Origin of the sequence: Paenibacillus thailandensis, from assembly GCF_042685365.1 — a bacterium.
Lineage (GTDB): Bacteria > Bacillota > Bacilli > Paenibacillales > Paenibacillaceae > Paenibacillus_AP > Paenibacillus_AP thailandensis.
Genome location: NZ_JBHUMY010000001.1, coordinates 503,177 through 522,127, shown reverse-complemented (window position 1 = coordinate 522,127; position 18,951 = coordinate 503,177). Strand labels below are relative to the sequence as shown.

General features: G+C 54.9%; 16 protein-coding genes. 11 read left to right on the top strand and 5 right to left on the bottom strand.

What is annotated here, in order from left to right; all coding sequences use genetic code 11:
- The first annotated feature begins 1 nt into the window (after window position 1).
- The gene (locus tag ACFSW5_RS02335; protein WP_379269314.1) at window positions 2-1,534 is read left to right on the top strand and encodes a spore germination protein; all 1,533 of its coding nucleotides are present in this window, start codon (window positions 2-4) and stop codon (window positions 1,532-1,534) included.
- A gap of 3 nt (window positions 1,535-1,537) precedes the next feature.
- Window positions 1,538-2,755 (top strand): Ger(x)C family spore germination protein, encoded by a 1,218-nt coding sequence (locus ACFSW5_RS02330; RefSeq protein ID WP_379269312.1) that lies wholly within the window; start codon window positions 1,538-1,540, stop codon window positions 2,753-2,755.
- A 31-nt stretch (window positions 2,756-2,786) separates the two neighbouring features.
- Here the strand turns inward: ACFSW5_RS02330 and ACFSW5_RS02325 are convergent, their stop codons facing one another.
- The 3 genes from ACFSW5_RS02325 to ACFSW5_RS02315 form a co-directional block, all read right to left on the bottom strand.
- The gene (locus ACFSW5_RS02325; RefSeq protein WP_379269310.1) at window positions 2,787-3,017 is read right to left on the bottom strand and encodes a hypothetical protein; all 231 of its coding nucleotides are present in this window, start codon (window positions 3,015-3,017) and stop codon (window positions 2,787-2,789) included.
- Between the two features lie 183 nt (window positions 3,018-3,200).
- Window positions 3,201-3,326, bottom strand: a complete 126-nt coding sequence (locus tag ACFSW5_RS02320; RefSeq protein ID WP_379269308.1) for a sporulation protein YjcZ — start codon at window positions 3,324-3,326, stop codon at window positions 3,201-3,203.
- Window positions 3,327-3,466: 140 nt separating this feature from the next.
- Entirely contained in the window at window positions 3,467-4,069 is a 603-nt protein-coding gene (locus tag ACFSW5_RS02315) for an acetylglutamate kinase (RefSeq protein WP_379269306.1), read from the bottom strand.
- A 164-nt stretch (window positions 4,070-4,233) separates the two neighbouring features.
- On the opposite strand from ACFSW5_RS02315, the gene ACFSW5_RS02310 reads away from it, so the two are divergent.
- The 3 genes from ACFSW5_RS02310 to ACFSW5_RS02300 all read left to right on the top strand — a co-directional run bounded on the left by ACFSW5_RS02310 (window position 4,234) and on the right by ACFSW5_RS02300 (window position 8,311).
- Window positions 4,234-6,024: an L-fucose isomerase gene (locus tag ACFSW5_RS02310; RefSeq protein ID WP_379269304.1), complete on the top strand. Its 1,791-nt coding sequence runs from the start codon at window positions 4,234-4,236 to the stop codon at window positions 6,022-6,024.
- A 35-nt stretch (window positions 6,025-6,059) separates the two neighbouring features.
- A complete protein-coding gene (locus tag ACFSW5_RS02305; protein WP_379269302.1) occupies window positions 6,060-7,553 on the top strand; it encodes a rhamnulokinase in 1,494 nt (497 codons plus the stop codon).
- 89 nt (window positions 7,554-7,642) lie between these two features.
- Window positions 7,643-8,311 (top strand): class II aldolase/adducin family protein, encoded by a 669-nt coding sequence (locus tag ACFSW5_RS02300; protein WP_379269299.1) that lies wholly within the window; start codon window positions 7,643-7,645, stop codon window positions 8,309-8,311.
- A gap of 190 nt (window positions 8,312-8,501) precedes the next feature.
- Here the strand turns inward: ACFSW5_RS02300 and ACFSW5_RS02295 are convergent, their stop codons facing one another.
- Window positions 8,502-8,660, bottom strand: a complete 159-nt coding sequence (locus ACFSW5_RS02295; protein ID WP_379269297.1) for a hypothetical protein — start codon at window positions 8,658-8,660, stop codon at window positions 8,502-8,504.
- Between the two features lie 259 nt (window positions 8,661-8,919).
- On the bottom strand, window positions 8,920-9,075 hold the full coding sequence (locus ACFSW5_RS02290) for a hypothetical protein (RefSeq protein ID WP_379269295.1): 156 nt from the start codon (window positions 9,073-9,075) through the stop codon (window positions 8,920-8,922).
- A 236-nt stretch (window positions 9,076-9,311) separates the two neighbouring features.
- On the opposite strand from ACFSW5_RS02290, the gene ACFSW5_RS02285 reads away from it, so the two are divergent.
- From ACFSW5_RS02285 to ACFSW5_RS02260, 6 genes are all read left to right on the top strand, one after another.
- The gene (locus tag ACFSW5_RS02285) at window positions 9,312-11,216 is read left to right on the top strand and encodes a putative thiazole-containing bacteriocin maturation protein (RefSeq protein ID WP_379269827.1); all 1,905 of its coding nucleotides are present in this window, start codon (window positions 9,312-9,314) and stop codon (window positions 11,214-11,216) included.
- Window positions 11,213-13,156, top strand: coding sequence for a TOMM precursor leader peptide-binding protein (locus ACFSW5_RS02280; protein WP_379269293.1), 1,944 nt, complete (start codon window positions 11,213-11,215; stop codon window positions 13,154-13,156). The genes ACFSW5_RS02285 and ACFSW5_RS02280 overlap by 4 nt, the downstream gene beginning before the upstream one ends.
- A 54-nt stretch (window positions 13,157-13,210) precedes the next feature.
- Window positions 13,211-14,800 (top strand): SagB family peptide dehydrogenase, encoded by a 1,590-nt coding sequence (locus tag ACFSW5_RS02275; protein WP_379269825.1) that lies wholly within the window; start codon window positions 13,211-13,213, stop codon window positions 14,798-14,800.
- 282 nt (window positions 14,801-15,082) lie between these two features.
- Window positions 15,083-16,045 carry an ABC transporter permease gene (locus ACFSW5_RS02270; RefSeq protein ID WP_379269289.1) on the top strand — a complete coding sequence of 321 codons (963 nt, stop codon included), beginning with the start codon at window positions 15,083-15,085 and terminating at the stop codon, window positions 16,043-16,045.
- A gap of 19 nt (window positions 16,046-16,064) precedes the next feature.
- Window positions 16,065-16,964, top strand: a complete 900-nt coding sequence (locus ACFSW5_RS02265) for a carbohydrate ABC transporter permease (RefSeq protein WP_379269287.1) — start codon at window positions 16,065-16,067, stop codon at window positions 16,962-16,964.
- Between the two features lie 50 nt (window positions 16,965-17,014).
- Window positions 17,015-18,805, top strand: a complete 1,791-nt coding sequence (locus tag ACFSW5_RS02260; protein ID WP_379269284.1) for an extracellular solute-binding protein — start codon at window positions 17,015-17,017, stop codon at window positions 18,803-18,805.
- The last annotated feature ends 146 nt before the right edge of the window (window positions 18,806-18,951 follow it).

Here is an 18,951-nt window from a genome sequence, read left to right as displayed (position 1 = left end):
GATGATGAAAAACGGAGCTTCGGACCGGGGCGGCGGATCGAATCCGGAGAAGGCGCATCGAATGGCTTTAAGCCAGTCAGTGGAGGAGAACCTTGCCCAAATCCGGGAGAAGCTTGGGCCCAGTCCGGATCTGATTATCCGCCGGTTCGAGCTGCAAGCCGGGCGGACGAAAGCGGCTGCCGTCTATATGGACGGTCTGACCGACAAGTTAATGGTTAACGAATTCATTCTTCATGCCCTTATCGCCGAGTCGGGCGGCGAAGTTGAACAGACAGCAAGCGGCAAATCTTTGATTGATGCCGTTCAGGCGAACATGCTGTCCATCGGAGGGGTAGAACCCGTCCGGGACTTGGACGGCGCGCTGCTCGGCTTATTGTCCGGCGACACGGTTCTGCTGCTGGAAGGTTATGCGGACGCGCTCGGCTGCAGCACGCAGGGAGGGGCTGTCCGGTCCATCGAGGAACCGACATCCCAGATCGTGATACGGGGCCCGAAGGACGGCTTCAACGAGTCGATAGGCACTAACGTGTCGCTCGTGCGCCGCCGGATAAAAAGCTCGAACCTGTGGCTTGAAAAAATGCAGGTGGGCACGGTGACAAGAACCGACGTCGCGATGATGTATTTGAAGGGCGTCGCGAACGAAAAAATTATAAAGGAAGTAAAAAAAAGGATAAACGACATTCATTTCGATTCGATTCTGGAATCCGGCTATATCGAAAACTTTATTCAGGATCAGGCTATGACGCCTTTTCCTACGCTGCTTAACACGGAGCGGCCGGATACGGTGGCGGCCAATATTTTGGAAGGACGGGTCGCGGTGTTCGTCGACGGGACGCCGTTTGTCCTCATTGCGCCGACGACGTTTTTTATGTACTTCCAAGCGGCGGAAGATTATTACCAGCGGATGGACGTGGCCACGGCTATCCGTTTGCTTCGTTATTTCGCTTTTTTTATCTCGATGTTCGGGCCGTCGATATACATAGCCGCCATTACATACCACCAGGAGCTCATCCCGACCCAGCTTATCATATCGCTTGCCGCACAGAGGGAATCGGTGCCTTTTCCCGCCTTGGTGGAGGCGCTTATTATGGAAGTCACGTTCGAAATATTAAGGGAGGCCGGGGTAAGGCTGCCGCGGGCGGTCGGCCAAGCGGTTTCGATCGTGGGTGCGCTTGTATTGGGACAAGCCGCCGTAGAAGCCGGAATCATCTCTTCGGCCATGGTCATCGTCGTGGCCATTACGGGCATCTCAAGCTTTGCGTCGCCCGCGTTTAACGTCGCACTGTCCGTCCGGCTCATTCGGTTCGCGATCATGTTGTGCGCGGCATTGCTCGGTTTCTACGGGATCGTGTTGTTCAGCATTTGGATGGTGGCGCATATGTGCGGACTGCGCTCGTTCGGCGTGTCGTATATGTCGCCGCTTACGCCGTTATACACCGACGACCAAAAGGATACGCTCGTTCGCGCCTCCTTCTATAACATGGCGAGCCGTCCCTCGTTTGCCCGTCCCCGCGATGACAAGAGAGGGGGCTAAGGGATGAAACGCGTGAAGAAATACGGCCTGCCGCTTATGATCGCGCTCATGGCCGTATTCGCTTCGGGGTGTTGGAACAGCCGGGAGCTTAGGGACATGTCCATCGTAATCGGGATGGGCATCGACGCCGTCCCGGATTCGCAGCAGTACCGGGTTTCTTTTCAAATCGTCAACTCGGGAGCGATGCAAGCCGCCGGCAGCAGCCAAGGAGGGGCTAACATGCTGCCGATCGTCGTATTCAACGAAAAGGCCGATACGTTGTTCGGAGCGCTTCGCAAAGTGTCGCGCAAGGTGCCGAGACGATTATTTTTCGGCCATATCCAGGTCGTTGTTATCGGAGAAAGCATCGCAAGAAAAGGGATGCCTGAGGTGTTCGATTTTTTCGAACGAGCGCATGAGATTCGCATGAACTCCGCCGTCCTGATTGCAAGAGACGCGACCGCCGAGAAAGTCATTAGCATCATTACGCCGCTCGAGAGGTTGTCCGCCATCGGCATCGCGAAGCGGACGAGAATGTCGTCTCATTTATGGGCGGAGAACGCGGATTCTACGGTACACGAGGTTGTGAGAGAGATCGTTGGTCCGGGAGTTCCGGTTATCGGAGGAATCAGAGTATTTGACGCCGAAAATGCCGGACAAACGACGAAAAACCTGGAAAATTCCAAACTGCCCTCCTTTTTGAAAGTGCAAGGCTTGTCGCTGCTGCGGGAAGGCAAGCTGGCAGGCTGGCTGGACGGCAGGCTGGCGAGAGGAGCGCTGCTGCTGCGGAAGGAGTTGAAAAACACCGTATATGAGGTGCCTTGCGGCGATTCCGGGCATGAGGTCGTCGTTTCCGTCGCCCGGTCGAGAGTAGGCGTTAAGCCCAAACTGGAACAAGGAAAATTAACGTTTGCCGTAGATATTATGGAAACCGGAAGCGTCGTAGAGGCCAATTGCGCGCTCGATCCCGGGCGCAGCGAAACGCTGGAACAGCTTCAGAAGCAATGGGAGAAGCTGGTGGAGCAAGAGGTGACGGAAGCGGTCAAGGCGGCCCAGGAGAAGCAAAGCGACATATTCGGCTTTGGAACGACCGTACGGCATCGTTATCCGGAGCAGTGGAAAACGATGGAGAAGGATTGGCCGAAGCGGTTTGCCGAAAGCGGAGTGGAAGTCCATGTCGACATGTTCCTCCGGAGGACGGGCATGCGGGGCGAAACCTTTAAAGAGGAGCAGAGCAAGTAACGAAATCCGGCCGGGCGTCAGCCTGGCCGCGTTATTTGTTCTGCGCGGATTGCCGGCGTTTCCGGACACTCTTCACAGCCGGAATCAAGGGCATGGTTAAAACGATGAACATAATCGTCAAATCGATGCTCGTAAGGTGGCTTATCCCGACGATCAAATTTTTAAGCGATTCGGCGACCGTTTGCCCGGTTATCAGGTCGGCAATGACGAGCATGGAGAAACCGATAGCCAGCAGAAAGGCGTAGGCCAACAGAATAAACATTGAAGCATTCTCCTCGTTTTATGTAAATTTTTCCTCGTTAGGATTCGTTTTCGCTTCTTGAAATATGCGAACGGGGATTGGAAATGCCAAAGACCCGTTGAACGGGTCTTTGGAGCCAATCCTATGCTTATTGTTGCTGAATCCAGACGGGTACACGGGAACATAAGAGTTTCGATCGCTTGATTAGCAGCCCTTGTAGCCGTGACCGCCGAAAAAGCCGCAGCCGCAAACAATGATCACCAATAGAATGAAAAGCACCAGAATGAAGGCGAAGCTATCAAAACCGCAACCATAACCGAAACCTGACATTTCTCATGCACCTCCTCGTTAATGGAGTACGCTATAGAGTATGTTCGGCAAGGCATGGTTGATTGGACGTTTGCCGGGGAAGCGTTTGCCCCCGGTCATTCGCCCTGAACCGGATTGACGATAATCGGGGCGGATACGGCCTATGCTATAAAAGCATTAGGGAACTGCCGGACGATACCGGCCGTCATCATATCCGCCATTCCAAGCGCTTGAAGCTCAATGGGATCGCCAAGCTCGACGTATAGCGCATGATTTCCGGAAAGGCGCGCGGAGACTGCCCTTGCCAGCAGGTTCAAATGCTCATAGAGCATTTTTTTCCATTCCGCTTCGGGCCAGTAGGGGTTGATCCGGCTTAGGAAAACCGCAATATCGTCGGCATTGGCGAACCAGCGTTTCCGGGCATCCGCGGCCGCTGCGGAGTTTCCGGATTTCAGCGCTCTAATAAGTTCTGCCGCAATCGTAAGATGATCCGTGAACAGAGAGGCGAACCGATTCGCAACGTTCGGTCCGTAGAAAGGCCGCAGCGCCGCGGCGAAATCGGCCGGGTTGCGGAGCAGCCTTTTAAGCGTCTCTTGTTCGTCCGGAAGCCCCGCAACGATACTCGTCATCGCTTTTCTCGTCCAATACACATGTTGTTCCCATAATACGCGCAGATTTTGGTTCAATTTCACCATAGACGTAGTCCAGCAATGAGGGGAAGGCTGTCTATTCCCGTAATAATAGCCGGGAGCATAGGTTAACATGCAACGATACACCACCATTCCGGTTTTTTATAGTATATTGGCCCGGCGATTCTATCGTGCCTAGCCGGTTTCCAATGAACTTTTGCTTGTAAATCATGGATATACCATGTAGGATAGTGTTATCGGTAACTCTAATTCTATTTCCGTTAGAGAGGGGAATTACGATGGACCAAAATCGCTATAGGTGGAAAGACGGTTTTCCGAAAATCGGCATTCGTCCGACGATTGACGGGCGGCGCAAAGGAGTGCGCGAGTCGCTCGAAGAGCAAACGATGAATATGGCAAAGGAGGCCGCCAAGCTTCTCTCCTCGGAGCTCCGTTATCCGAACGGAGAGCCGGTTGAATGCGTCGTGGCCGACACTACGATCGGCGGAGTGGCCGAATCGGCCGCTTGCGCGGATAAATTCCGCCGCGAAAATGTAAGCGTTTCAATTACGGTCACGCCTTGCTGGTGTTACGGCACCGAAACGATGGACATGGATCCGTTCACGCCTAAAGCGGTATGGGGATTCAACGGGACCGAGCGTCCGGGAGCGGTCTATTTGGCGGCCGTTCTGGCCGCGCACGCGCAGAAAGGGCTGCCCGCTTTCGGCATTTACGGAACGGACGTCCAGGATGCGGGCACGACGGAAATACCGCAGGACGTGAAACAGAAGCTGCTCCGATTCGCGCGGGCGGGACTTGCGGCGGCGCTAATGCGCGGCAAATCGTATTTGTCGATCGGTTCCGTATCGATGGGGATCGCCGGGTCCATCGTGAACGATCAATTTTTTCAAGAATATTTGGGAATGCGGAACGAATATGTGGACAGCTCGGAAATCATCCGCCGCATTGAAGAAGAAATATACGATAAAGACGAGTACGAGCTCGCTTTGCAATGGGTGAAGGAGAACTGCAAGGAAGGAGCCGACAATAACCCGGAAGCGCTTCAAGCGTCCCGCGGGAAAAAAGACGCCGACTGGGAAACGGTCGTGAAAATGACGATGATCGGCCGCGATCTGATGGCCGGCAATCCGAAGCTTGCCGAGCTTGGTTTCGCGGAGGAGGCGCAGGGGCATAACGCGATTTTGGCCGGTTTTCAAGGGCAGCGCCAATGGACGGACCATTTCCCGAACGGCGATTTCATGGAAACCGTGTTGAACTCCTCCTTCGATTGGAACGGCCGCCGCGCTCCTTATTTGATGGCTACCGAAAACGACAGCCTGAACGGCGTCGTCATGTTGTTCGGCCATCTCCTGACCAATACGGCGCAAGTATTCGCGGACGTTCGGACCTACTGGAGTCCGGAAGCGGTGAAACGCGTTACCGGCTACACATTGGAGGGCCGTGCGTCAAACGGCTTGCTTCACTTGATCAATTCCGGTTCGGCGGCGCTGGACGGAACGGGCGAGCAGACCAGGGACGGACAGCCGGCGATGAAGCCGTATTGGGAAATCACGGATGCGGAAGCGAAGGCTTGCCTGGAAGCGACTTTATTCCGTCCGGCTTCGGTCGAATATTTCCGCGGCGGCGGCTTCTCCACCGACTACACGACCAAAGGCGGAATGCCGATTACGATGTCGCGCCTCAATCTCGTCAAAGGGCTCGGACCGGCGCTGCAAATCGCAGAAGGCTACACGGTCGAGCTTCCTGCGGACATTCACGATGCGCTCGATAAGCGGACGGACCCGACATGGCCGACGACTTGGTTCGCTCCGGTGCTGACGGGCAAGGGAGCGTTCAAAGACGTCTATTCGGTGATGGATCAATGGGGCTCCAATCACGGCTCTTTCAGCTACGGCCATATCGGAGCGGACTTGATAACGCTGGCATCGATTCTTCGCATTCCGGTTGCCATGCATAACGTAGCGGAAGAGCAAATATTCCGGCCGCGCGTTTGGGGCTCCTTCGGCACGGAGTCGCCGGAATCGGCCGATTTCCGGGCATGCTCCGCGTTCGGGCCTCTTTATAAATAACTTTCGGCATATGGATACGATCGGAGGCGTCGCCGATGGGCAATAAGACATTAAACATGTTGGCCGTCGATTACGGGGCGAGCAGCGGCAGGGCGATGCTGGGGCATTATGACGGCTCGCGGCTGCAGCTCCGCGAAATTCGCCGGTTTGAAAACGAGCCGGTTCGGCTCGGATCGGGGCTGCATTGGGATTTCCCCCGACTATATGCGGAGCTGCTGCACAGCATTCGAAGCTTTCAACGGGAGACGGGCGGATCGGGCGTGTCGGTTGCGGTGGACACATGGGGCGTCGATTTCGGACTGCTCGACCGGAACGGTTCGCTGCTGGGAATTCCTTACCATTACCGGGATGGGCGAACGAACGGCGTGCCCGAGCTGGCCGCGGAACGTCTTCCGTTAGAACGGCTGTATGCGTTGACGGGCATCGAGATCATGCAGATCAACACCGTCTTTCAGCTTTACGCTATGCTGCAGCGGAACAAACCGCTGGTTGATCTTGCCGACACGCTGCTCTTTACGCCGGACTTGCTCAATTATTTTTTAACGGGCGAACGGGCGGCCGAATACAGCATTGCCAGCACAAGCGGACTGCTTGACCCTTATGTTCGGGATTGGTCGGGCGAAACGATGAAGGCGCTTGGCATACCGGCCCGGCTGTTCCCGGACGTCGTCATGCCCGGCAATGTGCTGGGGGAGCTTGCGCCATCCGTACGGGAGGAGCTTCAGACCGGGCGCCTCACGGTCATTAACGCCGCTTCCCACGACACGGCTTCGGCCATCGCGGTGGCGCCCGCCGGGAGCGGACCGTTCGCATACATCAGCACCGGCACCTGGTCGCTTATGGGGGTGGAGCGCGAGAGCCCCGTCATTACGCCGGAAAGCGGGCGGCTCGGGTATACGAATGAAGGCGGAGCTTTCGGCAAAACCGTGCTGCTCAAAAACATTATGGGATTATGGCTGCTGCAGGAGTGCAAAAGGCATTGGAGCGGGGAAGGCGTAAACTGGTCCTACGCCCAGCTTCAGGAGCTGGCGGAGAGGGAGCCGGGACATCAAAGCTTCGTGGATCCGGCTCACCCATCTTTCCTGGCTCCCGGGGATATGCCGCGTCGTGTGCAGGATTATTGCCGTGAGACGGGGCAAGCGGTGCCGCAGACGAAAGCCGCGATCGTACGGTGCATTCTGGATAGCCTGGCGCTCAAGTTCCGGCAGACGCTTGAAGAGCTGGAGCTGCTGACGCGGCAAAGCTTTCCGGTCATTCATATGGTCGGCGGCGGAGTTCAAAACGAGCTGCTGTGCCGGTTAACGGCCGAAGCGACCGGCAGGCCCGTTATTGCCGGACCGGTCGAAGCGACGGCAATCGGCAACTTGCTTGTCCAAGCGTCGGCGCACGGGGAAATTAGCGGATTAAACGAAATTCGCGAGATTGTCGGACGTTCGTTTCCCCCTGCTACGTACGAACCGGGCCATACCGGCAATCAGTGGCAGGCCTCCTACGAAAAGTACGCCAAGCTTACCCGGACTATCGCTTAACGATCAGGAGGCCGGGGCGCGAAGCGCAGCCGCCATAATTTTACGGACTTCATGTTCGAATACGATGAAAAGGGAGCGGGGATGAAGCGATGGCACATGATGACTACAAGCTGCGGCTTGAGCTAAGCGTCTACGCCAAAAAAATCGTGCAAAAGGGGCTTGTCGTCGGCCCCGGAGGCAATATAAGCGCCAGAAGCGGCGACACGATGTATATATCGCCAAGCGGCTTCGCCTTTGAGGATATCGAACCGGAGCAATGGGTACCGGTAGCCGTCGATTCGGGCGACATTCTGGACCGGACGTACCGGCCTTCCTCCGAGGTTCTGATGCATTTATACGGCTACCGGGCGAATTCGAACATAACGGCGATGGTGCATACGCATCCGGCTCACTGCATCGCTTTAACTCTTGTCGAGAGCAAGCTTCCGATGCTGTTTCCCGACCAGGCGGCGCTGGTCGGCGACGTCGGGTTCGTCCCTTATGTCGTTCCGACGACAAACGTGCTGGCTGAAGCGGTTGCGGCTAAATTAAACGACCACAATTCGCTGCTGCTGGAAAACCACGGCTTGGTCACGGTCGGGAAAAATTTGCGCGAAGCGTTTTACCGGACGGAGGTGGTGGAGGAAAGCGCGCGGATTTATTTGCTGGCCAAAAGCGTCGGCGTGCCGAAAGCGCTCACCGCCGAGGAGTATAAGGAAATTCAAGGCTTGGAAAGCGAAGCCTATCGCATCAACTTGCTTCAACGGTTGAAGTCGTAATAACCGATAACCGCCTTTAAAGAACAGTAACCGCTTCTCCCGGCTAGGAGAAGGGTTGCTGTTCTTTTTGTTGCGGAGCGGCCATGCGGGCCGCAATAATGGGCAATCCGCAAAGCCGGGGATCAAAAAGAAGCGCAGGACCCGGCTGATGCCGGAGATCGGTGCGCTTCGTTTGTCTTCGGTGGTTCGTTTACGTGCGGCGCTTGCTCTCGGCGTTATTGTTGTCGCGGAACGCTTGAGCCGCTTCCTCCGCCGAAAACTCCGTATCGTCAGCGCCCGGCACAGGCATCGTGTTCAACCTTGTCGATTGTACGGCAGCTTTGGCGTCTTGTTTTCGTTTGTTGGCCATTTCGGTGCACCTCCTTCTTGAAAAAGACAAGCCTATTATTCGCGGAAACGCGGGTTTTTACGCAACGCAGGATCGCGTTGATTTTTGCAATAGGCGTCTTCATTAGGAACACCCGCGGAGCCGCCTACATAATTTATCACGTGAAGTTTCATCGGCATCATAATCATGCAGAAAGTTGTTGTTCCACATTTACCTGCCGATGGTGCAGCAACGAATCAATATGGAGGTTAAACAACATGAATGAGTTTAAAAACGAGCTTCAAAACTTGAGCATCGACGGTTTCCAAGCGAGCGGGATGACGCCAAATGCCGGCCAAGGCCAAATGAACGCTTCGGATCCAAGGCTATGTATCGGCTTCTGTATCGGCTTCTGCGTCGGTTGTTTCCGCTGCTTCAACTGTTTCAATTGCTTCAACTGCTTTCATTGCTCCAACTGCTTCCGGTGCCACAACTGTTTCCGCTGCGGGAGCTGCGCCCGCTGCCGTTAAACATCGGAAGAGTATACGGCCTATGCAGCTTATCGGGCGCTCCTGCATGCAGGGGCGCCTTTCAATATATGTTCAGGCATGAGGGACAAATCGCCTTACATACCATTAGAGATGAACGATTTTGCAAGATTGACGAAAAGGAGGCATCCGGTTGAATCCTTCCATGCGTCTTAAAGTGAAAGGGGATACGTTTTATCTCCCCGGCCCGGACGGAGGTGTTTACTTTCGCAACAATGTCGGCTCGTTCCGAATGGAGGGCGGCACAATCGCCCAATGGATTGAAAAGCTGATCCCGATGTTTAACGGGGAATACTCGATGGCGGATTTGACGGACGGGCTGACGGACCAATACCGGGAACATGTATATAAAATCGCCGAAGTGCTTTATACAAACGGCTTTGTCCGTGACGTGAGCCAAGACAGGCTGCATCGATTGCCGGACGGGATTCTCCGGAAATATGCTTCTCAAATCGAATTTTTGGACAGCTTCGGCGGTTCGGGCGCTTACCGGCTGCAGCTTTACCGTCAGGCTAAGGTGCTCGCTGTCGGCTCAGGCTCGTTTTTTGTGGCGCTCATTAAGTCTTTGCTGGAATCCGGACTGCCCCAATTCCGCATGCTTATTACCGATTCGGAAACGACCAATCGGCAGAGAATCTCGGAATTGCTGGAATATGCCCGCGCAACGGATCCGGAAGTCAAGGCGCAGGAGATCCACTTGCCGAAGAAGGGGAGTATGGATTGGCATGCGGTCATCGAGCCGTTCGATTTGATCTTGTATGTCGCCCAAGAGAGCGGAATGGAGGAGCTTAAAGCCCTTAACTCGGCTTGCAGGAAGAAGAAGGCGCTGCTTCCCGCCATGTTTATGGAGCAAGCCGGCCTGGCGGGGCCGCTGGTGCACCCGGATTCGGATAGCGGCCTCGAATCGGCATGGCGGCGCATTCATCGTGGCGCGCTTTGTAAAGATCCTGATTTGCACACGGTTTCCACGACGGCGGAAGCGCTGCTTGCGAACGTCATCGTGTTTGAAGCGTTTAAGACCATTACGGGAGCGACGGAATCGGAATTGAAAAATAAACTGTTTCTGCTTAATTTGGAGACGTTGGAAGGACGCTGGCATACATTCCTGCCGCATCCTCTTGCGGCCGGAGGAACTCCGCCCGCCGCGCAGCCGGTTATAGATTTTGAACCACGTGCCCGAGAGCAGGGATCGCACGGCCTGATTTCGTATTTTAGCCGGTTAACGTCAGCGGAAACGGGAATTTTTCATCGTTGGGAGGAAGGGGATTTAAGGCAGCTTCCGCTGTCGCAGTGCCTCGTTCAGGCGGCCGATCCGCTGTCGGAAGGGGCCGCCGAGCTGCTGCCGGAAATCGTCTGCAACGGTTTAAACCATGATGAGGCAAGAAGGGAAGCGGGGCTTGCAGGAATCGAAGCGTATGTATCGCGCTTGGCGGAGGTGTCGGCGGGGAGTTCGCTCGAACCCCGGTCATTCGAGTTTCTAGGCGTAGGAGCGGGCGAGACGATACAGGAAGGCGTTGCCCGCGGACTGCAAAAGTGCCTGACGGAACGGCTGCGCAAGCGGCTGGAAACGCGCAAGCCTACTGTCAATCGGATACGGCTCGGCAGGGTAGAGGACGACAACTGCCGCTATTATTTACGGACGTTAACTACGATGCAAGGCGCGCCGAAGATCGGCTTGGGCGAGGAAGTGTTCGGCTTTCCGGCCGTTTGGGTAGGCACGAAAGACGGCTGGTACGGCTGTACCGATTTGAGCCTTACGGCGGCTTTAAGCCGGGTGCTTCGGCAAGCGCTGTTAAAGGCTCAGAACAAAGGAGTTTACCGTGCGGCGCAAGCATTGGAGCTTGCAACCGTAATCGAAAGAGAGGAAGCGCCCGGGTTCGTTTCGCTCCCTGCGCGGGAGCCGTCCGGGGAGGAATTGCAGACCGCTATGCAATTATTGAAACGGAACCGTCAGCGGCTTCTGGTGTTCGACTTGGCTACTGAACCGTTCTTGAAAGAGGAGCTGGCGGGAGTTTTCGGCGTATTGCTGCGTGAGGAGGGATCGCATTGAAGGACACGGTGGCGGTCATTGGCGAAGGGCAGCTCGCAGGCTTCGTATATGACGTTTTATCCCCCCAATATCGGCTTGTCCGGCAAAACCATATCGAAGCCGGCGTGCCCGAATCCGTGAGTTTAGCGCTTGTGTTAAGCGATTCTTGGAATCCGTCCGCTTATGATTTGGCGGAAGAAAGCTTCCGGCGGACAGGAACGCCTTGGCTCCGGGCATTTGTATCGTTTGGCGAAGGCGTAATCGGACCGCTGGTGCGCCCCGGCGTACCGGGGTGCTCGCAATGCGCGGATACGCGGCGCCTGTTGGCGGGCAGCGACCGCAAGGAAATGTGGGAGCTGCAGCAAAGGCTTTCGGCGCAAAATTCGATGCGCCCCGATCCGTGGGCTTCGCGGACGGCGCTATGGCAGATGGCCGGTCTTCTTGCGGCAGAAGCGAGGAAAATATTGCAAGGCAATAAGGGGCAGACGGAGAACGGACTGTTTTTGATCCATACGCAGACGTTGAATACATCGCGGCACTTTTTTTTGCCCGACCCGCTTTGTCCGGTTTGCGGCGAGCTGCCCGAAGACTCTGCGGCGGCGTCCCGTATTGTGCTGCAGCCAAGCCCTAAGACAGATGCCGATAGTTACCGCTCCCGTCCGAAGAACGAATTGAAGAAAGTTTTAGCAAGCGACTATCTGGACGCCCGGACCGGCTTTCTGAACGGAAAAATGATCGATCTCCTGTCGCCTTTTGCCGATGCCAGCATTAATTTGCCGTTGTTTGCCGGGGACGAGGGGTGCGCAGGGCGGACTCATTCCTATGCGGACAGCGAGCTGACGGCCATATTGGAAGGCTTGGAGCGATATTGCGGCCTGTCGCCGCGCGGCAAACGGACGGCGGTGTATGACAGCTACCGCAATTTGAAAGACCGGGCGCTCGATCCCGTCAAGGTCGGGGTGCATGGCAAGGAACAGTATGAGCGGCCGGACTTTCCGTTTCGGCCGTTTGATCCGGACCAGCCCGTCCGTTGGGTGTGGGGCTACTCCTTTTTGCAGGAGCGTCCGATTCTTGTGCCGGAGCTGCTTGCTTACTACAGCTCGGGATGCGGACACGGCTTCGTTTATGAAACCTCAAACGGATGCGCGTTAGGCGGCAGCTTGGAGGAAGCGATTTTTTACGGCATTTTGGAAGTGGTGGAACGCGATTCGTTCCTGATGACCTGGTATGCGCGGCTGCCTCTTCCGCGGCTTGACCCTTATTCGGCCGGAGACCTTGAATTGGACTTGATGGTCGAGCGTTTGCAGGACGTTGCCGGGTATGACGTCTATTTGTATAACTCGACGATGGAGAATGGAATTCCGAGCGTATGGGCGGTGGCGAAAAACAGAACGCAGAAGGGACTGAATCTCATCTGCGCGGCGGGAGCCCATCCGGATCCCGTACGGGCGGCCAAAAGCGCGCTTCACGAGACGGCGGGCATGCTGCTGACGTTTCGCGATAAATTCGAAGAGAACCGGAAGCAGTACGAACGAATGCTCCGCGATCCTTATTTGGTGCGGGAGATGGAGGATCATTCCATGCTGTACGGTTTGCCGCAAGCCGAGGAACGATTGCATTTTTTGCTGGACCCCGGCCGTCCCGCGCGATCGTTTGCAGAGGAGTTTAAGCCTAGAGCCAAGCATGCGGATTTAACCGACGATTTGAAGGATTTTCTTGAAACGTTCCGCAAATTGCATCTGGATGTGATCGTAGTCGATCAGACGACGCCGGAAACGCTGCGAAACGGACTTCATTGCGTAAAAGTATTGATTCCGGGCATGCTGCCGATGACCTTCGGCCAACATCTGGTCCGCCTGACAGGGCTGGAGAGGGTGCTCCGAATTCCGGCAGAGCTTAGGTTTGTGAAGGAGCCGCTTAAGCCCGAACAGCTCAACCCGCACCCGCATCCGTTCCCGTAAGCAAGGGCTTGCGGTCTAAGAGCGGTTATTGCACAGGGGAAGGAGAGGATTGGCCTGAATCTGAAATCATTCCTGCACGATCTGCAATTTGATCCGGACAAGGTGAAACCGCCCGATTGGGAGACGAATTGGGACGATGCGCCGCTTCCGTATAAGCTTTATCGCCGCTTGCCGGGGATGCCGCTGCCGGCGGACGTACCGCTTACGCTGGCGGGCAAGGAGACGCCGGGAAAGCCGAATGTTCGGAATGTCGGCCATTTTCTGTGGTACGTATATGGGCTGGCGCAAGTAAGCCAATCGGTTTTTGTCCCGGATCGGATGGAGGAGCCGGCGGGGCCCGTTCACTTGTACAGGCGTTTTGCGCCTTCCGGCGGAGGGCTGTATCCGAACGAAATGTACATTTATTTGAAACTGGAGGATTTGCCGGCCGGGGTTTATCATTACGACGCAGCGCATCACCGGCTTGTTTTGCTGCGGGAAGGCCATTTCGACTCTTATCTGGGAAAAGCTCTCGGAAACCGCTGCGACCTGGCGGATTGCTTCGGTGTCGTTTTGGTCACCTCCATGTTTTGGAAAAACTTTTTTAAATACAACAACTTTTCTTACCGCCTGCAAGGGCTTGACGCCGGCGTGCTGCTCGGGCAGCTGCTTGAAGTGTCCAAACGGTTTGGATTTGAGCCTTGCGTCTACTTTCAATTTGTCGACCGGGCCGTTAATCATCTGCTTGGGCTTTCCGAACAAGAGGAGAGCGTGTATGCGGTTATACCGCTGTCGGCGGAGCCTAAGACGAATTGGTTCGCTAACCTTGACGAAAGCGAAAGCGGCGGCAAGTTGTCTGCACCCGAGCTGTGCAAGGAGCTGGAAGCGGTTCGGCATGACCATTACGTTCGATCGATGAACGTCGTCGATTATCCGATGCTGATTAAGCTGAATGAAGCGTCTATGCAAAATTCCGCAGGCATGTTCAGGCCGTTGGAACGGGAGGAAGGGGGCGGTACGCGCAAGAGAGATGCGGTAAAACTGCCTGCCGCCGACAGGTTGAGCTATGATCTGGCCGCCGTCAGCCGGATGCGGTTTTCGCCGGAGACGAATTTCGTATTGCGTCAAGTTAGCCTGTTGGATCTCGCCGCTCTGCTGCAAGAGACGACGGCTTCGTTCTCCTACCGCAACGATCTGGACGGGACGGAACGGAATGCCGCAGCTCGCGTCTCCTTGTACGGCTGCTTCTATGGGGTCGAGGGCATTGACGACGGCGCTTATCGCTACGACGCTGCCGCTCATGCCCTAGAGCCGGTTCGTCCCGGCGACTGCCGGTCCTGGCTGCAATACGGGATGTCGCTGCACAATTTGAATTTATTCCAGATTCCGCTTTGCTTTCATGTGGCGGCGGACAGGAACCATCTGGGCCCGCAGCTTGGATATCGGGGTTACCGTATCCAGCAAATGGAAGCAGGCATGCTTGTCCAGCGTTTGCTGCTGGCTGCTTTCGCCTTAGGGATGGGGGGACATCCGCTCCTCGGATACGACGCCAAATCGGCGGATGAGCTTTACGGGCTCGCTTCCGACGGAAAAACCGCCTTAATTCAAATTCCGGTCGGGCCTTATCGCGCCCGTTCCCGCCTGGAAGGAGGATTAAGCCAATAAACCCGAAATGCCGGCTGGATTGCGGATCGCATTCCGGCCGTCCTTTTTCGTCCGAGGACGGCGAAAGCCGTTTACGCTTCTAGGGGGGGAACGGTTCTGTAAAGGTGAGAAAACGGTTCGATAACAAGAAACCGAAATCCCGCCATTCCAAACCGTTATCTTATCGAGAAATGACGGAGCGCCGTTAAAATGGAAAAAGAAGCGCAGAAAGGAGTTATCGATAACGTCAACTTGTGTCCCGGTCAATCGGAAGATGGAAAATGCCAATCGAGGAGTGATTCCATGAAGACGGTCACCCCGTCGGAGCCGGCGCCGGCCAAAGACTCCCGACGCCCTGTCAAAGCGGTTCCTGACCGTATCCGCCTATTTTTGTATGCGCTGCCATTTCTCATTCTTGTGCTCGTTTTCAGTTACTTTCCGCTATACGGATGGATTTACTCGTTTTATAATTATCGGCCCGGCTTTCCGCTCTCCGAAACTCCGTTCGTCGGGCTTCAATGGTTTCGCGCGATGTTCGCCAATCCTACGCAAACGCAAGAAGTGCTTCGCGTAATGCGCAATACGCTTGCCATGAGCTCGCTGGGCATATTGACGTCGGTTCTTCCGGTGATTTTCGCTGTCCTGCTCTCGGAAATCCGTGTGCTGTGGTACAAAAAAACCGTTCAAGTACTGACGACCCTTCCGAACTTTATAAGCTGGGTGCTTGTTTATGCCATCGCCTTCATGATGTTTTCGGTCGATAACGGCATCGTCAACAAAGTGATGATCAGCCTCGGGCTTCAGGAAACGGGCGTCAACTATTTGGCGACGGACAATCATACGTGGCTTGCCATGACGTTATGGGGGCTATGGAAAGGGCTCGGATGGGGAGCCATCATGTACATCGCGGCCATCGCTTCGATCGATCAAGAGCTGTACGACGCGGCCAAAGTCGACGGCGCCGGGCGCTTCCGCATGATTTGGCACATTACCGTACCGGGCATTATGCCGACCTATTTCGTGCTTCTGCTGCTGTCGATCGCCAACTTCATTAACAACGGCATGGAGCAATATTTCGTATTCCAAAACGCCATTAACAAAGACCATATCGAAGTGCTGGATTTATATGTCTATAACATCGGCATGCTGGGCTTCAATTTCTCGTTCGCCACGGCCGTAAGCATGCTGAAGTCGATTATCAGCATACTGCTGCTGTTTTTTGCCAACCGGCTGTCCAAGCTTGTGCGCGGCGAAGCGATTATTTAGAGACGAGAGGGGGATAGGCATGCGCAGCGGCAGAAAGATCGGAGATATCGCGTTTCATAGCGTCAACTACACCTTTTTTACGTTATTTACCTTGATCTGCTTGTTTCCGTTCTACTATCTGTTCATCAATACGATCAGCAGCAACGATTTAAGCTCGAGAGGACTCGTCACCTTTTATCCCAAAATGATTCATTTCACCAACTATATTGAAGTGCTGAAGGTGAAAGGGCTGGCGAACGCGGCCGTCGTATCTTTGCTTCGGACCGTTATCGGCACGGTATTGACCGTAGCCGCCTCGGCGTTTCTCGGTTATTTGTTCACGCAGCGGAAAATGTGGGGCAGACGTTTCTGGTACCGTTTTGTCATGATTACGATGTATTTCAATGCCGGCATTATTCCATGGTACATCATCATGATGAATCTGAACCTGACGAATAATTTCCTTGCCTATATTTTGCCTGCAATCGTTTCTCCCTTCTACGTCATATTGGCCAAAACGTTTATCGAGTCGATCCCCGAAGTGCTGCAGGAGTCGGCGCAGATGGACGGCGCGGGTTACTGGACGGTATTCGCCAAGATTATCTTCCCGCTGATTACGCCGATTTCGGCGACAATCGCGATTTTCTCCGCGGTAAACCAATGGAACTCCTTTATCGATACCGTCTTTCTGATGACCGACGACAAATATTATACGCTGCAATTCGTCTTGTACAAATATTTGAACGAGTCGACTTCGCTTGCCGCGATTATACGGAACTCGCAAGGCTCGCTCGGCAACGTCGATTTAACGAACCAACAGACGGCCACCTCCGTACGCACGACGGTTTCGATGATCGTAGTGCTGCCGATTTTGTTTGTTTATCCGTTCTTCCAGCGGTATTTCGTAAAGGGCATCATGATCGGCGCGGTAAAAGGATAAAGAGGAGCTCGCTTGGCTTGCATTTAATAAATGACAGGGAGGCAAACGATTTGATCCGATTTCACAAAACGGTTTACGTTCTTTTCATTGTTCTTCTAAGCGTGAGCTTGGCAGCGTGCACTTCGGGCGGGGGCAACGGGAATCAAGGGAACAATGCCGCAAGTCCTTCGGCTCCGCCGGCAAGCGGCGACGGCTCGTCCGCGCCGGCCGGGCGCGAGGAGATTACGCTTGACGTTTTCTCCATGCTGTCGAATTTTTCGGGGGAGCAGACCGGCTGGTTCGCCAAAGTGATCAAGGATAAGTTCAACATCAAGCTGAACATCATCGCATCCAACCTGGAAGGCGGGGGCGATACGAAATTCGCGACAATGATGGCCTCCGGCAATCTCGGCGATCTGGTCATCTTCGGCGACGACGGGCAGAAGTATCTGGACGCGATCAAGGCGGGAATGCTCGTCGACTGGACGAAGGACGGATTGCTGGACGACTATGGGAAGAACATTATGAAATACGCCCCGAAGGCGATCGAGAAGAATAAGGCGAACTTCGGGAACGGCGCCAGCGTATACGGGATCGGCTTCGATGTCGGCGACGACAAAGACGGGCCTTCGGAAGCGAAGGATCTCACTTATCATCCGAATTTAAGATGGGATTTGTACGAGAAGCTTGGCCGGCCGGCCATTAATACAATGGAAGATTATTTGCCGGTTCTGAAGCAGATGCAAGAGCTGGAACCAAAAAGCGAATCCGGGCGTCCAACCTACGCCTTCTCCATGTGGTCCGACTGGGACGGCAACATGATGGTGCTGGCTAAAGCTTGGGCGGGCTTGCACGGCTTCGACGAGGGGGACGGATTCAATCCGGGCGGCTTTACGCTTATATCCGCGGATACGGAGGAAATTCAAGGCGTGCTTGACGAAGACGGTTATTACATGCGGGGGCTGAAGCTTTATTTCGACGCGAACCAGATGGGGCTCGTCGACCCGGATTCGATGACGCAGAAATTCGACGACGTCGTAAACAAAATGAAAGACGGCCAGCTGCTCTTTACCTTCTTCCCTTGGCTGGACGACACGTACAACACGCAAGAGCATCTAAGCGAAGGAAAAGGGTTCGCGCTCGTTCCGTTTAAACAGGAGCGCACGTTCTCTTACGGTTATGTTCCGTACGGCGGGCAGCGCGTCTGGGCCATCGGTTCCAAGGCGAAACATCCGGAGCGGGTGCTCGAGCTGATCGACTGGCTGTACAGTCCGGAAGGGATGATGGTTTCCGCCAACGGGCCGGAAGGCTTGACCTGGGAGCTCAAGGACGGCAAGCCGGTGCTGACCGCATTCGGCGAACAAGCGCTGCCGGCCAACGATACTCCCGTGCCGGAAGAGTTCGGCGGCGGCACGTGGAAGGACGGCATGAATCAGCTTAACAACACCACCTTCAAAAATACGAATATCAACCCGGATAACGGCGAGCCTTACGACTACAATTTGTGGACGTCGACTTTGCAGAAATCTCCGACCAAGCTGGACGAAAGCTGGAGAGCGGCGATGGGCGGCGCCTTGACGGCGAAAGAATATTTGGAGAAAAACAACCAATTGGCCGTTATGAAAGCGATCTTTACGGGGACCCCGCCGGCGGTCATGGCGCCGGAGCTGGAGCAGAAGAGAGGCCAGGTTGCACAGGTCATTAAGCAATATTCCTGGAGGATGATTTTCGCCAAAGACGAAAACGAGTTTAACGCGCTGAAGCAGGAAATGATCGACAAAGCGAAAGGGCTTGGCTACGACGAGGTGCTGAACTGGAATATCGAGCAGAACAAAAAGGTTTTCGAATACCGCAAGCAATAACTTAGCGAAATTCGCACAACTGGAAGCTTCCGTGTAATACCGGGGGCTTCCGTTTATTTTTGTTCGCCTTGTTGCATAAATTTGTTTAAAAATGTAATATAAGGATTAATTATTGAAAGCGTTGTCATTTTCCCGGAAGGCATATG